This window comes from Phocaeicola coprocola DSM 17136, from assembly GCF_000154845.1.
In the GTDB taxonomy this organism is placed as follows: Bacteria; Bacteroidota; Bacteroidia; order Bacteroidales; family Bacteroidaceae; genus Phocaeicola; species Phocaeicola coprocola.
This window is the reverse complement of the sequence record NZ_DS981513.1, coordinates 1-16060: the sequence shown is the minus strand read 5'-3', so window position 1 is coordinate 16060 and position 16060 is coordinate 1. Positions and strand designations below refer to the sequence as shown.

Below are 16060 nucleotides of genomic sequence, written 5' to 3'. Positions count from 1 at the left end.
GCGGTATCGACAATATGTCATGTGAACATGGGTTTTATGGCTATTAGCCAACAAAGATGCGCTCATCCGTTCCTTGATGGACGGTTCTTACCGTCCGAACCCCGTCAAAAGGGTAGAAATCCCCAAGGACAATGGCAAGATGCGTCTATTAGGAATCCCCACTGTGGTAGACCGTTTGGTGCAACAAGCCATTAACCAAGTTCTGAGTCCTATATATGAGAAACAATTCTCCAGGAGAAGTTATGGCTTCCGTCCGAGAAGAGGTTGTCATGACGCGGTGAGAGGAGCCCAAGAGATAATCAATACAGGCTACACGTACGTTGTAGACCTTGACCTTGAACGCTTCTTCGATACCGTGAACCATAGCAAACTCATAGAAATTCTCAGCCGCACTATTAAAGACGGCAGAGTTGTCAGTCTGATACACAAATATCTCCGAAGCGGTGTAATGAACAAAGGTCTGTTCGAAGTGAGCGAGGAAGGAACTCCCCAAGGAGGACCACTAAGTCCATTGTTAAGTAATATTATGCTCAATGAGCTGGACAAGGAACTCGAACGCAGAGGACTTCCTTTTGTGCGGTATGCCGATGACTCGATGATATTCTGTAAGTCCAAAAGGGCAGCAAGAAGAGTCAAAGAGTCCATAACCCGATTTATAGAGGGAACTCTATATCTTAAAGTCAACAAGGAAAAGACTGTAGTATCGTATGTTCGAGGAGTGAAGTATCTCGGTTATTCCTTTTATGTAATGAAAGGCAAATATCGCCTTACAGTACACCCTAAATCCAAAGCAAAGATGAAATTGAGCCTCAAAGAGCTGACTAATCGTAGCAATGGATGGGGATACGTCAAGAGGAAACAGAAGCTGAAAGATTACATACGTGGGTGGATTGGATACTATCACCTTGCCGATATGAAACGCTTTCTTCTTGACACAGATGAGTGGTTAAGACGTAGAATACGTATGTGTATATGGAAAGCTTGGAAGAAACCCAAGACCAAGGTGGGGAACCTCATTAAATGCGGTATAGAAAAATATAAGGCATGTGAATGGGGTAACACTCGCAAAGGTTATTGGCGTATCGCTGACAGTCCTATATTGAAAGTGGCGATAAATAATGATAGCCTGCGAAAAGCAGGATATCCTACCTTAATGGGCTCGTATCTCGAATGGTACCCAAAATAGGAACCGCCGTATGCCGAACGGCACGTACGGTGGTGTGAGAGGTCGGTGAACATGAAAATAGGAGATAAACACCTATGATTAATGTTTACCTCCTACTCGATTTTATCGAAAATATTAAGAGTAGATTGCTGTAGATAATAATAGTATGTCTGTGCCTGCTACATATAAAATAACTGACTAATATTTTGTTTTTTCAGATTAAAGTATTATTTTTGTAATACAAGAATGAAGCCGCACTTGCAGAATCGGGAAACTCATCAAATTATAAGAAATACCGAGAACAGCTTCATCTTCCAATGGCGGGCCACGCCTTCGGGTAGCATTTATGCCGGTGGATTACAAAGGGGGAGAGCACTCAAATCATGTTTATCGGAGTTTCGTCACGCCTCTGGTGCGGCTTTTCTTTTATAGTAAGCGAAAGATTTTATATCGATTTGATATATAATCTTCGCTTTATTTTTTTTATCATGCTTTTTAGGGATTCCTTTGATTTTTAATTGCAGTTTATATGATATTTTATTTTTCTGGAACAGGTAATTCGCGATGGGTGGCTGAATCTCTTGGAAAAAGATTGGGGGATGCGGTAGAGGATATAGCAGATGTGAAAATTGAGAAAGAAGAATATACCCTGTCAGAAGGAGAAATATTAGGGTTTGTTTTTCCTGTTTATGCATGGGCACCTCCTACTATTGTGATGGATTTTATTTCTTTGCTTCGTCTATCTTCAGCTCCTAAGTATGTATTTTTTGTATGTACTTGCGGTGATGATTCAGGTAAGACTGCTGATATTTTTTGTAAAGCAATTAAAGAGAAGGGTTGGGAATGTAACGCAGGATTTTCTGTAATTATGCCTAATACATATGTGTCTTTACCCGGATTTGATGTTGATCCGTTGCATATAGTATCGAAGAAGTTGAGAGAAGCAAAAGAAAGAATTGAATATATATCAAGTAAATTAGCTGCAAGAGCGCGGCTTATCGATTGTTATGAGGGGGCATTTCCATGGATAAAAAGTTATTTAATCCATTTTCTTTTTATGCATACTTTAATGTCGCCTAAGCCTTTTAAGGCAGCAGATTCATGTATTTCGTGTGGCTTGTGTGAAAAGGCTTGTCCTGTGCGTAATATACATTTAAAGGAGAGAGGTAAGCCTGAGTGGGGAAGTCATTGTACTATGTGTCTGGCGTGCTATCATTCTTGTCCGAAGCACACCATTGAATATAGTTGTTTAACACAGAAAAAAGGTCAGTATCTATTTGATAAGTCAAATAAGGGACTTTAAGGTAAAGCTGGTATATTTGCTTCTACTTGTTTTTCTATGTTATCAGGAAGCTGGGAAAAAAAGTCTAACCCAGTAATTGTTTCTATAGAATCGACAGATACCATATATTTTTCCAGTTTATGATGTCCTGCTTTGTTTTCGAATAGAAATCCCATAGCAACCGGATTTTTGCGGTTATAAATCAATACTACTTTAAAAAAACGGTCGGGTACAGCTACTTTATGTTGCCCGACGCGTTTAGGATTAGAACTGTCATAAATAGGTCCACATACAATATATACATTTCTGTATTTTTTTGCCCATGTTCGGCATTCATTTTCCAAATCTCCCCAATCATCACGATTCAACTTTTGATTTTGAGGGCAAATGTTACTCATATAAAATGACTCTTGCATTGCTTTTTCACTCCATTTCATGTCTGCAGCTGGAGCCATATGCCCTCTGTCGTATCCTGAGTGAGTGTAATCAGAATGTTCTACCCGTGGTTCGGGCAAATCAGGATCAGGGAGAAATTTACTTTTACGTTCTTCGTTTCCGGTTGTTTCCTGACGTGTCAATTCCCATGCAACCCAATTAGGCACTTTATAGAAATTATTATATGAAATGGTAAATCCTGTGCGATTTAGTCTGATTTCATTGCGTTTTTTTATCGTAACAGGTATTTCCAGCTGTGATATTGTACGTTTATCTACTTCTGCTTCAGAAGTTTCTTTTCCTAACTGTTGACTTGTGTTGTCAACAACTTCCTTCATTTGTTGCTGAAGCTGCTTGGAAATGGTAGGGTTGTCTTTATTTTGGTAGAAGTAAAGAACTCCTGCTACAAGAATAATTAGAAGAATAAACCCTTTCAGTGAACCTGTAGAGTTTGTTTTTTTCTTACTCATATGTTATTTAAGTTATGCTAATTTAAAGCGAATGCGGAATATCCCATCTTTATAATCAGAACTAATAATGCGGAAAGTACCTATTTCTGAGGTATTTGTAACGTGCAGTCCAATACATAAACATTCGTCATAGTCGCCGACTCGTACAATTCGGACTGTATCTGACGCATTGTCTGGCAGTCGTTTTAAGTCAAATCTTCCAACAGCTTCCTCTTGTGTGATAAATTCTGTTGTGACGGGTAGATGGCGGGCAATTACTTCATTGACAGTTTTTTCAATATTTTCAATATCCTCAACTGAAGGCGCCTTAGGTAAAGCAAAATCAAGTTTGCTTTTCTTTCGTTCGATGTGTGCCGACACTGCGCGTCCACATCCAAAGATGTTTACCATTGTACGGTTTACGATATGTTCGCAAGTATGCATAGGAGGATATTCCTGTTTATTATGCTCATTAAGTAGAGTTTCTTGTTCCATATTTATATATTATTAGAGAAAAATTTGTGCTGGATGAATCAACTCATTATAAAAAGAAGAAAACAATCCGTATGCAAATATATGCGATTTTTAGAGAAATATCTATAAGAATTTAATCTCTTTACTTATGGGCATAAAAAAAGGAGTACCGCTGTACTCCAACCTTTTGTTAACCTTAAATCTAATACTATGAAAAACACACTGCAAAGGTAGGTACTTTTTGTTATACTGCAAACAAAAAAGATATAATTTTCTGCTGTATAACATTGTTTAATATTTGTATCTTATGTAAACCTTTTTATTAACATCTGTTTTACTTATCTTTGCACCTGTTAAAACTGATAATAATATGGCTTTTGAGGCAACAAAAAGAGAATGGGGCGAATTATATGCATTTTTTCGCCTATTGGCAAATGGTTATGTGTATGCCGGTACTTCTGATGTAAAAAAGAATGAGCAACAGTGTATTCCTATAGCTATGGTACAGCGTGAGGAACATGATGGAACGCGTCAGTATGTTATCGAAAAAAATAATATCCATATAAAGGGCGAAAAGATAGATAAGCTTGTTCCTCGCGAGGATTTCGAAACAGTAGCTGAACTAATATTGCATGCTATTCGTAATAGTCGTCAGGATGATGTAACTTCTCCAGATGGAGTAGAAGAATTTCTTGATGAAGTGGCTATTTATGACTTGGAGGCTAAAACTGACGATCGTACCGACTTTAGTGTTGCATTTTACGATGAGTCGGCTCCGCTGACAGGTTTTTGTGTACGTTCGCGCTTGGGTATGATGCTACCATTGCTTGATGGAGGGCGTACGGCTAATTTTAAATTTGAGCAAACAGGAGTAAAATTTGCCGTACCAACAATAAATAAGATTAATGCGGAAGGTGAGGAAGACGACGTCATATCCCGAATGCTGATGATAGAACGTTTAGGAGGAGTTTTGAAATATAATGATGTAGCAGATAAGATATTCCGAAGTAATCTTTCTATGATTGATCTTCACATGGGACGTTTGCTCGCTGAAATGACACGTTTGATGTGGCTGGATGGTATTACGAAAGTATCTGAGCTTACAGAAGCGATAAAACAGCTGAATCCTCTAAAAATAAAGGACGAACTGATAAACAAGCACGGTTTTTATGAGTATAAAATAAAAGAATTTTTATTGGCACTTGCTACAGGTATGCGTCCGGCCAAACTTTACAATGGAATTGAATCAGCTATATGCGGTTTTCTGTTTGTGACAGGTGACGGAGATGTTTTGTGCTATCAGCGTGCTTACCGTCAGGTCTTTGCCGATTCCCTTTTCTATAATTCACGTTTAGAAAAAGGTTCAACAGAGAAAGATAAATATGGATATCTGGAGCGTGAAAACGGAGTTTATTACTTTAAATTGAATCTGAAAATAGGACTCCTGAAACGCTGATTCAATCAAATACTATTATCCGGTAAGAATTTTATGGAATAATTTAGGAAGCTATTTGAAGGGAAAGTTTAAAGGCAATTGATTGGGTGTAAAATGTTATTTTGAACTTTCTGTGTAGATGAAGCGTTGTCTGTATCTTCTTATCGGATAAATTTGTTAGTATAAAATCTGTGGATTTAGATTTATGCTAATATCTTAATTTGATATTATGAAACATATTGAGGATGGCATAAGCATGTCGTGGCTCCTTTTTATTGTTACTTTTATTTTATGACAATATTTCATTTCTCAAATAAGAATCGCACATTGTCGGATGAAGACTTTGAGATAATTTATAAGACTTATTATTCTCGGTTGTACTACTACACAATAGTTCGTTAAAAATTCGCCAAGCCTAAGCGGCTTTGGGGGTCAGTAGAAATTTAGTGGGGATACGCATATAGCTTCGCAATGCGGAATAAAAAGAACTTCTTATCAGCTACTCCTCTTAGATTTGCTCTGAACAGTTTAATTTTTGCATTGAACGATTCTGCCATCGCATTTGAAGAACGATGGTTGTAGAAATTCAGTATTTCATCATAGTGCTCATAGAAAGTAGCAGCAATGACATTAAAAGAATGCATCCCTGCTTCTTCTACTTTATTATACCATCGTGCCATAGCCAGACGTGCAGCGTCCTTTATGGTGTTCTTAGAGAAAATCATCCGCAGGGAATGGCACAAACCGTATGCCTTTTTGATGTCAGGGTATTCCTCAAATAGGATTGCTGCCCTTTGCTTCTGTTTTTCTGTCCATTTATCAGCTGACTTGAAAAGCAGATACCGGGAGCGTATAAGTAATTCCCTACGGGTATCGCCATTGGAATATCGGTATGGGACATAATCTTCGTTCTTCCGCTTAGCTTCTTCCATTTCCTCATTGGCCTGCTGTATGGCATCCCAACGGTGTTTGATGCGTAATTCCTGCACAGCATCACAAGCTAATCTCTGAATGTGAAAACGGTCTATCACACGGCTGGCTTCAGGAAATGCAGTCCGTACAATCTTGCGCATGGAGTCTGAAAGGTCAAGTGTCACTTCTTTAACGGCATAACGGCTTTCCTCGTCAATTCGTTGCAGCACAGCTATTACATCCTCTGATTTAGTTCCTGCCACGACAGCTACCAGGGAGCACTCTCTCGTACAGGCATCACGGTTGGTTACAAAGGTGTAAAGTTCACCGTTGGAGAGTGAGGTCTCGTCAATCGCCAGATACGGTCCCATATTTTCCGGAAACAGCATCCATTCACCGGCATGGGATAACTGTTCCCAATTACGATATCCGCTGAGAACCTCCTTGTACTGTTTTTCAAATGTATGACCATCTATATGATAGAATTCCTCAAGCGTACGGCAGGTCACTGGGGATGTCTCCATACGTTTCTTTTAAAAAAGCCCCAAATTCTTTGGAGTATCTGGTTCCCTTGGCTACAACATCGAGGTCGATGGGAATACTGAAACTTTTACCTGTGCGCAAGTCCGTCCAACGACGACGTCTGATCTTGAGGATTACCTTATGGTCCCGTATGGGAAAGTCTGTCACATTAACAGCTTCCATAAAACCTTTGGATTCAAAATGTTCGTCATTGCTTAACTTGGAATTCATCTTTTCATCCAGACTAATATGAATCTCTTGAGAGGTTTGTTCAACTCCAGAGATAAGAAAGTAATCTAATATCTGAGCCGGCAACACGAGGCTGGCTAGCATGTTCAAATAATCGTTTTTCATAATGCGAAGTAAGCAATACTTTACGAGTATAAAAAATAATCCCCACGAAATTTCTACTGACCCGGCTTTGGCGGTAAATAAAATGAGTTCTTTGAAAAGTTTGTCAATTAATTGCGTGTTTGGCTCAATCCCAGACACGCAAATAAATCGTTCAAGCATGTAAGCATTGTGTATGACTGACTTGCATGATGATATGGAATATTTTATTCCCATCTTCTTACAGGCAGCTTTGGCAAGGTTTATCGCTGCAAGTGACGCATTGAAGTGAAATGCCAGTTTTCTGAAGTCGGTTGCCTGACAGTTCGTCATTCCGGCATGTTGCTTGGCATCGCGAAAGCAGAATTCGAGCTGGAAACGTGTCCTGTAGAAGTCTAAAACCTCCTTGGCATCCTGCATCTCGTCCGTGGAGAAATACAGCTGCCATTTGTCCGTTCTTCCATCCATAGGATACCATACAGCTAAGCTCACAAAACGTTTGAGTGCTTTGGAGTATGCTTTCAGTCCATAAAGTTTACCCTTGTTCACTTTATACTCGGTACATCTTGTGATGTCCAGATTTTCAAAATCAATCTTTCCGTCATACAATTTTGGACGTCCGCGTTTTCCTGTCCTATTTTCTAAGGTGGGATAAAACAACACTGCATCATTTCTGAAGCGGCTTATAACGTGGAATCCGTTCTCACACAATGGTTTGATGAAAGTTGCCTTTGAAAAGAACGCATCACATACGACAGTGCCAGAAATACGTTTCAGATGTTCCTGTATGCTGATAAGGTAAGAACTGTACCAGTCTACAAGATTCTTCCCGTAGCTTTCCAACGTTGCGTTATCAGGTGTCTGTACAGAGCCCAAAGTCATACATTCATGGTTGTCAACGTCTATAACTCCAATACCGGTTATTTCCAGTCCACGTTTGTATTCACTGGCACAACCGGACCAGAAATAGCCAATCCACGGCGTTTTGCTGCCTGATTTTGGAATGAAAGACGGATCAACGGCTATCGCCTTGCGACCACCTTTAAGGTGTTCCCTGATGATGGCTTCATTGAAGGAAAACCAGTCAAAGTCATCATTCTCAAAATTGTTCCGGTATGTCTGTTCCGAGAAACATCCATATCGTCCCATTTGAAGGAAATTGATGCGGTTAGGTATAGCCATGAACAATTTCATTGCATCCATGAATACTTTCTGAAAAGATTTGCTTATATTTACAACTGATTCGAGAGCGTTTCTGCACTCGGATTGGTATTGCATAAGGAGTGATTCTTTAGTCATAATTAAAAGTGGTGGAATACTTCTAATTTACTAATAATCAACAAATTATGCAATACTTTTTCTGTTGGTTTTCAGCTGTTTAGCATATCTTTTTCATCCCTTTTCTTACTCCTTGACGATTCATTCTTGACAGTATTTCAATGATCTCTTGAATATATTTTTGAACCGGATTATGCCGATTCTATGTTTAATTTTAATTTATCGGTAAAAATTTACCGAAGTATTGTAATATTACAAATTTAAATCCATATAGAATAAGGAATAGGAGTTATCTATAAAAGAAAACCCCTAGACCCTATCTTAATACTTAAATCACTTCAGTTTGGATAAAAACAAAATGAAATCTTAAAATCATTAATATTTATCGTAACTAGAACTTATTTTACTACTAGCAAGTTTCATTGCCTGTCTTTGTACAATTATAACCTGTACCATCTGGACGGTAATAACGTTCCCATATTTTTTGAGAATGATCATTTTCTCCACTTGCTAATGCTTCTATATTAGCCATAGCTAAATCTGACATTTCAACCTTCTTTTGTGAAGCATATACACTATAGCCGGCTACCAAAGCAAATGCGGATGCAAAAACTAATTTCAAGATATTATTTTTCATACGTAAATATTAAGCGTCCTACACACAAAGTAGGACAGGTTTATACTAAAATTGATATAAATCCGAGGTTTTGGATAAAAGAAAGATTAGCACTTATGAGAACACAAGTGCGGCTATTGTACAATAATAAATAGCAACAGCTAAGAATTTAAAAGTTTCATACACGTGTACATAAGTCACAATCTTTGGCGCTTAGCTGTTGAGACCAATTTCATTGTCGGGCTATGGTAATTCCAGTAAAAGTCGGCCTTTGGTCTATATTATTAGTTCAGTGTTACAGCTTGTGGAACTTTAGTAAGTGAGACATTGTATCCAAGCTTTTTAAGTTCAGAAGACAAATATACCTTGCGTTTCTGCTCTATCTTGGATTGCATATATTGTGCTCCAAGTTCATGGTAACGGGACCCTGTACTCAGTATCAGATAAACGGATATCAACTGAGAATGTCCCACTGCAATCAAGGCACGTTTCTTTCCTCTGCGGGCAGCTATACGATGGTATCTCTCACTAAAAAACGTATTCTTTGTACGGGTCGCAGCCCATGCGGCTTCTGTGATTACCGCCTTTACCTGTTTGTTTCCGTGAGTGATTCGTGCGCTTTTTTTTTACCCGCACTCTCGTTGTTGCCCGGAGAAAGACCGGCCCAGGACGAAAGATGCTTTTCAGAAGGGAAGTGGGACATGTCAAGACCTATCTCAGAAACCAGATCCTCTACAACCTTGGTGCTAAAACCGGGAATCTCCCTGAGAAGTTCAAGGACATTCTCGTACTTGGACAACAGTCTCTTTATACGTTCGGACAAATCATCAACCAAAGTCTGAGTCTGGTCTATATCCTTTCGGATCATCTGAAGAAGATAAATGTGATGCTCTTCAACAAAACCGGTACACGCCTCAAGCAATTCTTCAGGACTGGCTGACAGTTTACCGTGATAAACTGAATTTATATCATCAAGAGTAAGGACTTTGCCTTCACAAAGCATATCAATAAGAGAAGTAGCTGTCGTACCGCTTGTATTACTTACTACACTTGAAAGCTTGATGTTGCAGTCTTCAAGAATACGCATCATACGGTTCTTCTCTGAAGCTATCTGCTGAATAAGCTTGTTCCGGTAACGCGTCAGGTCACGAAGCTGACGCTGCTCCTTGGGAGGAATATAGCTCGGTTTGAGAAGACCTGCCAGAAGAAGCTTGCAGATCCATTCGCTGTCCATCTTGTCTGTCTTGTGACCCGGAACATTCTTAATGTGACGGGCATTGACTATCCAGACATTGGGAATGGAATCTTCAAGAACCTTATAAACCGGCTTCCAGTAAACACCGGTACTCTCCATTCCCACATGCGTTACACCATTGGACAATAGCCATTCTTTCAATTCATTCAAAGAACTCGTGAAGGTTTTGAATGAGCGGGTCTCGCGTTGGATGCCTGCTCCGTCAATTGTCGCCACCACAACCTTCAGGTGGACGTCGATACCGCAAGCGCGCTGTATCAACTGAGGGAATGTCACTTCTGCCATAACTGATACATTTTAGGGTTACACTATACAAAGGTAACTTCAGCTTGACTATTTACATTCTCTTGGGCGTGATTTTTTATCTCATGGGTATTTCATTTTACCTTAAATTTTGTTTGTTGACTTTCTTTCGTTTATTCACACATGAAGCAACAACAGACGTGCTCCAACGACAGGTTTCCACACAAGTACGAAATCCCCCTCACGGAGTCCCGGAGACATGGAATCACTTGGTATCCGAAAGGATGCAAACACAAGAAGAAAACTCAAAAATTTGGTATTTGTACTCTTTTATGTATTTATTAATAAAATATTGATCATAGAATCTTTCATCATCAACACCTTTAAAGAATAATCATTTACATAACGATATTTATATCGCCTTCAATTTCCAATCAAAAATTGAATCAGTTTCAGAAACCTTCTCCTTATTTTCCACCTTCATAAGAAATTCTAATGCATAATTATGTCCTTGGGCCGAAGCCTGTTGGAACAATTTCTTTGCTTTTGAATAATCCTTATTAACTCCTTTGCCCCAATAGTACATCAAGCCCAGATTGAACTGCGCCGCAGGAGAATTCAATTCAGCCGCTCTTGAAAGAAGCTCAGCTCCTTTCGACAAATCCTTGGGATATCCATGCCCTTCTATATGAAAGACAGCCAGATTAAACAATGCAACGACATTATCTCTTGCAGCGGATTTTTCAAACCAATATATGGCATCAGTCACGCTGGTAGAAGTTCCGTAACCAAATGTGTACATATATCCTAAATTGTTCATAGCATCAGTATTATCATGTGCAGCCGCCCTTCTATATAGCTTGAATGCTTCCGCATAGCTTTTGGTTACTCCCCAGCCATGCCTGTAAAGACTTCCCAAACCAACCTGTGCCTGGGAGTGCCCTTGCAAAGCTGCCATACTGAGATATTTTCTTGCTTTAGAATAATCTATGTCTGATCCTACACCATAAGCATACATATAGCCCACATTGTTTTGGGCATCTGAATTACCGTTATCTGCAGATTTCAGGAATAACTCCATGGCCTTTTTGTAATTCCTTACCCCTGTCTTACCCTGATAATATATATCACCTAAAATAAACTGACAACGTTTTGCTGTGTCTATTTTCGCCAGTTTTGAGTACAGAGTTACGGCATCCTCGTATCTTTTCTGTTTGTATAAACTATCTGCCTGCATATAAAGAGTCTGGACATCTCCCAAAAACCAAGTATATATATTATTACGGTTTTTAAGCCCCAATACAATCATTGCCAATAAAAGACAGATTCCCAGAGCAATGATTATATTTCTTATTTTCCCTTCCATACATCAATAATTATATTCGACTATATGATACTCTGGAGAGTCACTGATTCCATAAATTTTATGATGCTTGACATCTACATCAAAAGCAAAGATAGCATCGCTTAATAAATATCTGGTTTGCGGTATGCCATCCCACGAAAAGCCAAATAGTTCTTTGCACAAGTAACTATAAGATTTATCCATCGGTTTATTCCCATTATACAATACCAGAAAAGAGTCTCCAATGTTGCACGGAGAAAAATACGCATCACGCAATCTATTCGTATCCGGAGAAGATGTGACTACTTCTCCATTATGAACTTCCTTAAAGTAAGTAAAGAAATAATCAGGTCCTTGAAGTCTTTTGATTAATGTCCCATCCAGCCCATATATCTCAATCAAATCAGTCATGCAATAACATAATGCCAATTTGTCTTTTTCATTTGTTGTAAACCGCATATAATATGCATCCACTTTTTCAACATCTGAATAAGAAATAGAAGAAGCTGGATAAGGAATTAATTTGTCATGCAAGGCTCCATCCAATCCAAACGTGTAAATCTGATAATCAGGCTGGTGTGAACACCCTAGAAACTGTGTTCCTATTTGATTTGCACATATAAAAATTTTATTCTGCAGTTGTGCCTGCCTACAAGGTACTGGTGAAGAGTTCTTTAAAAGGTCTGTTATTTCATATTCCATAACTTTTGAAGTTGCCACGTCAAAAAGCAAGACCTTGCTTTTATCATTCCCGACAAAACGAGGTTGCAACATTTCATTGGGACCTTGTCCCCTTAACAAACATTGATTTACTTGCTTTCGGGTATTCAAATTAAAAATATGCAGCATCTTTTCACAATCATAGTTTACCGTGATAAGTAAGGAATCAAAGACCCTCAGTTCAGTCGGATGCATAATTAAGCTGTCAAACTCCAACATTTTGCCTTCAAGTTCCCTGACTACTTTAAAATCATCAAGAGAAAATGTTTCCACATTCTGATATTTGTCACCAAACGTGCAAGAAGACAAAATAAAAACCAGTGCTAGCAAATATATACTTTTCATATGTAAAGATTTAGCGCCCTACACATACGTTAGGACAGGTTTATACGAAATTTATATTAGTGAATAGATTATCGTTTTCTATGGCTCGGACAAGTTACTCCATCTATACCAGGTCCCCATGATATAATACAATCCCAACCTGGACAATAATTACAATATACTACACAATCTTGAGAACTACCTTCTCCACTTGCTAATGCTTCTACATTAGCCATAGCTAAATCTGACATTTCAACCTTCTGCTGTGAAGCATATACACTATAACCAGCAACCAAAGCAAATGCGGATACAAAAACTACTTTCAATATTTTCTTATTCATTTTAGTTTAAATTTTTACTTTAATTAATTTATAATTCTAATAATCTCTAGGGAGGAACACCCTCCAATTTGTGGTATTAAAAATAATAATTATCTTTGTATAGGTAACACCTCCTTTCTTCGATTGGACGGGTTTAACATGGAGTGGAATATGATGTTCATTGTTTGCAGACATATATTCATGTTTCCACTGTTTTCCATATCCTACCCGATTTTATATTATTCTTTTATTGATTCTTCCACAATTTTTTGTCTTCCAATATTTTCTTCACCTCCTGGCGCATTTCCCTTATAGCGGTAGAATTCACCTTAGGTTCAGCGTTAAGCACATACTCTGCCTCCCTGACAAGCTTTACCCTGTCAAAATACCCAGGTTCTGCATAAAGCTTAACCAGCAGATAGTGGGGATATACGCGCTCCGGCAATCTGCGGGTTGAACGCAGCAGATACATCTCTGCTTTTCCATACTCACCGCTTTCATGTGCATTGCGTCCTAAAATATTCAATATCATCGGATCTCCGCTCACCGTCATGGATTTCAGCAGAACCTCTTCTGCCTTGCCGTAACTTCCGGTTTTGTATAATGCCCTTCCGTATTCGAAACAGAAATCTTTATGCCAGGACATTTTATCATAAAGCTTTCCATATTCCTCGGCAACCGCCTTAAATGCCCCGGAATGATACAGAACCCTGACAGGCATCCACTGGCGAACAGCCCGTGTGCGTGCGGAGTACATACCATACCTATTCACCGAAGCTGTTAATCCGGCCACAACAACCGGCAGCAGGATTATCACGGCAACTGATTTGCGTTTTATCATCACCAGACCTTCGCCACAAAGCGCCATTACCGCCAATAGCCATACAGAAACAATAGCCGGGATATGCAGCGGATAGGAAAAGCATGCAAATACCATAAGTGATACAAGACATCCGCCCATTCCCGCAAGATGTTTACGGCTCCCGGCTATCATTGACAACACAAGTAATACAGTTACAAGCAAAACGGATACCCACACTCCATATTCAACTGCTATCTGCAGATATTCGTTGAAGGCAAAATCGGGTGTTCCGGCAACCCATGCCTCCGACTCCGAATATTCACAATCAGTGAAGTATCTTTCCTGGGCATCACCGTAAATGGCGGAAAAAGTCCTTCCGTTCCCTTCACCCCACGGACTGGCGGCAATGACCCGGGAAGTTATCTTCCCTATCAGCAAACGGCCGTCTGCCGAATCACGTTTCATGAAATACGCACCGGAGGCAGACAGCAAGCCGAGTATAAGCACGCCCAATACGGCATATCTGTGTTCCGATACAAACGATTTTACTTTCACACGGTAAACCCTGAGAACCACATATCCGCACGAAATCAGGGAAGCAATCCATGCCGCACGGCTCATGCCCGACGGAAGCACACAGCATATCAGCAACAGCACACACATCGATAGATAATACTGCACAACCGAAAGACGGTCTTTCTTCCCGTTCAATATTAACATCCGGTACAGAGCTACCGGAAGAACTGCCGCCAGATAGCCTGAATATGGACCCGGGTTATAGAATGTGCCCGTAAGGACAAAAAGCGAATGGTTTGACGGATATATACCTGCAATCTGCCCCAGGCCATGCAGGGCTTCCACTGCTCCGAATCCCATCAGCACCCATTGCACCGATTCCGACACGATACGGACAGTCCGCTGTGGATTCACAATATATCCGGCAAGCCACAAAGGTAATACAACAGTCATCACGGCAGAAAGCCACATCCACTGCGTTCCCAGAAGGTCGGACGGTAAACTTCCGTCTGTCACCAGCACGGTTCCACCCGCAAGTCCTGCAAGCAGTAGGCCAGCCAGCCACGGTATGACTCTGCATAACCATTTCCTTAGTTCAACACTCATAATATGCATAGCTCGCTCAAAAAAGTTCCATATTCCTTTTTATTCAATCTTCTTCCATACCCTGTCCCAGCAAATATCGCCTGTATAGCTGTCCACAGATTTCCATACCCTTGAAGCCACCCCCACGATATACTCCTCCGGAAGCAGCCCCCAGTAACGGGAATCCTGTGAGTTCTCACCATGGTCTCCCGCTACGAAATAATAGTTCTTACGGAACTGGTAAGAAGTTATCACACTGTCGTTCAGCAGTACTGTATCTCCCTTTACATACATCTTCTTCCCTTGTTCCCATTCAATGAGTTTGCGATACAATACACCACCCGTACGGTCCATCTTCACCACATCCCCCTCTCCGGGAACAAACAGAGGTCCGAACTCCTTTATGTTCCAGTCCAATAGGGAGTCGTACGGGAAGCACCTGTACACGCCCTCAGGAAAATCCTCAGGACGCATCAATCCTATGCGCTTCTGTGAAGCAACATTCCCCAAAGGCATGTCTACACCTTTCACCTTGAACATCCCCTTCCTTATGGAGAGCGTATCTCCGGGCAATCCGATACAGCGCTTGATATAATACTTCATTATGTGCATCTCTATACGGTTCCAGTCGTTTGGATGTGGGAAATTGAAAACTACCACATCATTTCGCTTTATCTTCCTGAACCCCGGCAGGCGGTAAATGTCTGTCTGTTCCAGATTAAGCGATTTATTCAGGTTGAACAGACGTGCCCCAACGATCGGTTTCCACACAAGCACGAAATCTCCCTCTCGGAGTTCAGGCGACATGGAATCACTTGGTATCCGGAAAGATGCAAACACAAGCACTTGTGCCAGAATCCATAGTAATAATAGACATACACATACAAAAGCAAGGTTTGTTATTATATAAAGTAACCTTTTCATAATATCAGTTCTATTACATTCTATATAAAATAAACCTTTTAATAAATCAATAGTTCGTTAAAAATTCGCCAAGCCTAAGCGGCTTTGGCGGTAAATAAAATGAGTTCTTTGAAAAGTTTGTCAATTAA

At 39.9% G+C, this 16060-nt stretch carries 13 protein-coding genes and 3 pseudogenes; 3 read left to right on the top strand and 13 right to left on the bottom strand.

Features of this window, described 5'->3' with window-relative positions; translation table 11 throughout:
• Window positions 1–1186 (top strand): annotated as a pseudogene (gene ltrA / locus BACCOP_RS19025) (group II intron reverse transcriptase/maturase); the annotation flags it as partial.
• A gap of 508 nt (window positions 1187–1694) precedes the next feature.
• A complete protein-coding gene (locus BACCOP_RS19020; RefSeq protein ID WP_007572027.1) occupies window positions 1695–2468 on the top strand; it encodes an EFR1 family ferrodoxin in 774 nt (257 codons plus the stop codon).
• Here the strand turns inward: BACCOP_RS19020 and BACCOP_RS19015 are convergent.
• On the bottom strand, window positions 2465–3352 hold the full coding sequence (locus BACCOP_RS19015; RefSeq protein ID WP_007572025.1) for a DNA/RNA non-specific endonuclease: 888 nt from the start codon (window positions 3350–3352) through the stop codon (window positions 2465–2467). The two genes, BACCOP_RS19020 and BACCOP_RS19015, sit on opposite strands and share 4 nt — an antisense overlap.
• Window positions 3353–3364: 12 nt before the next feature.
• Entirely contained in the window at window positions 3365–3826 is a 462-nt protein-coding gene (locus BACCOP_RS19010; RefSeq protein ID WP_007572024.1) for an alanyl-tRNA editing protein, read from the bottom strand.
• A 349-nt stretch (window positions 3827–4175) separates the two neighbouring features.
• On the opposite strand from BACCOP_RS19010, the gene BACCOP_RS19005 reads away from it, so the two are divergent.
• Complete coding sequence (locus tag BACCOP_RS19005) at window positions 4176–5261, top strand: HpaII family restriction endonuclease (RefSeq protein WP_007572023.1); 1086 nt, start codon at window positions 4176–4178, stop codon at window positions 5259–5261.
• A 422-nt stretch (window positions 5262–5683) separates the two neighbouring features.
• Here BACCOP_RS19005 and BACCOP_RS19000 read toward each other — a convergent pair whose 3' ends face one another.
• From BACCOP_RS19000 to lepB, 11 genes and pseudogenes are all read right to left on the bottom strand, one after another.
• Window positions 5684–6676, bottom strand: coding sequence for an ISAon1 family transposase (locus BACCOP_RS19000; RefSeq protein ID WP_155162804.1), 993 nt, complete (start codon window positions 6674–6676; stop codon window positions 5684–5686).
• Window positions 6642–7028 carry an ISAon1 family transposase N-terminal region protein gene (locus tag BACCOP_RS20745; protein ID WP_007565224.1) on the bottom strand — a complete coding sequence of 129 codons (387 nt, stop codon included), beginning with the start codon at window positions 7026–7028 and terminating at the stop codon, window positions 6642–6644. The genes BACCOP_RS19000 and BACCOP_RS20745 overlap by 35 nt, the downstream gene beginning before the upstream one ends.
• Before the next feature lie 63 nt (window positions 7029–7091).
• Window positions 7092–8303 (bottom strand): annotated as a pseudogene (locus tag BACCOP_RS18995) (transposase); the annotation flags it as partial.
• Between the two features lie 388 nt (window positions 8304–8691).
• Window positions 8692–8919, bottom strand: coding sequence for an NVEALA domain-containing protein (locus BACCOP_RS18990; RefSeq protein ID WP_007572021.1), 228 nt, complete (start codon window positions 8917–8919; stop codon window positions 8692–8694).
• 565 nt (window positions 8920–9484) lie between these two features.
• Window positions 9485–10438 carry an IS110 family RNA-guided transposase gene (locus BACCOP_RS18980; RefSeq protein WP_007566304.1) on the bottom strand — a complete coding sequence of 318 codons (954 nt, stop codon included), beginning with the start codon at window positions 10436–10438 and terminating at the stop codon, window positions 9485–9487.
• A gap of 141 nt (window positions 10439–10579) precedes the next feature.
• Window positions 10580–10690: pseudogene (locus BACCOP_RS21590) on the bottom strand (signal peptidase I); the annotation flags it as partial.
• A 118-nt stretch (window positions 10691–10808) separates the two neighbouring features.
• Window positions 10809–11762 carry a tetratricopeptide repeat protein gene (locus BACCOP_RS18975; RefSeq protein WP_007572020.1) on the bottom strand — a complete coding sequence of 318 codons (954 nt, stop codon included), beginning with the start codon at window positions 11760–11762 and terminating at the stop codon, window positions 10809–10811.
• Window positions 11763–11765: 3 nt separating this feature from the next.
• Complete coding sequence (locus BACCOP_RS18970; protein ID WP_007572019.1) at window positions 11766–12806, bottom strand: BF3164 family lipoprotein; 1041 nt, start codon at window positions 12804–12806, stop codon at window positions 11766–11768.
• Window positions 12807–12874: 68 nt separating this feature from the next.
• Window positions 12875–13126 (bottom strand): NVEALA domain-containing protein, encoded by a 252-nt coding sequence (locus BACCOP_RS18965; RefSeq protein WP_007572018.1) that lies wholly within the window; start codon window positions 13124–13126, stop codon window positions 12875–12877.
• A gap of 226 nt (window positions 13127–13352) precedes the next feature.
• The gene (locus tag BACCOP_RS18960; RefSeq protein WP_235776979.1) at window positions 13353–15029 is read right to left on the bottom strand and encodes an O-antigen ligase family protein; all 1677 of its coding nucleotides are present in this window, start codon (window positions 15027–15029) and stop codon (window positions 13353–13355) included.
• A 39-nt stretch (window positions 15030–15068) separates the two neighbouring features.
• A complete protein-coding gene (gene lepB / locus BACCOP_RS18955; protein WP_007572013.1) occupies window positions 15069–15932 on the bottom strand; it encodes a signal peptidase I in 864 nt (287 codons plus the stop codon).
• Between the last annotated feature and the right edge of the window lie 128 nt (window positions 15933–16060).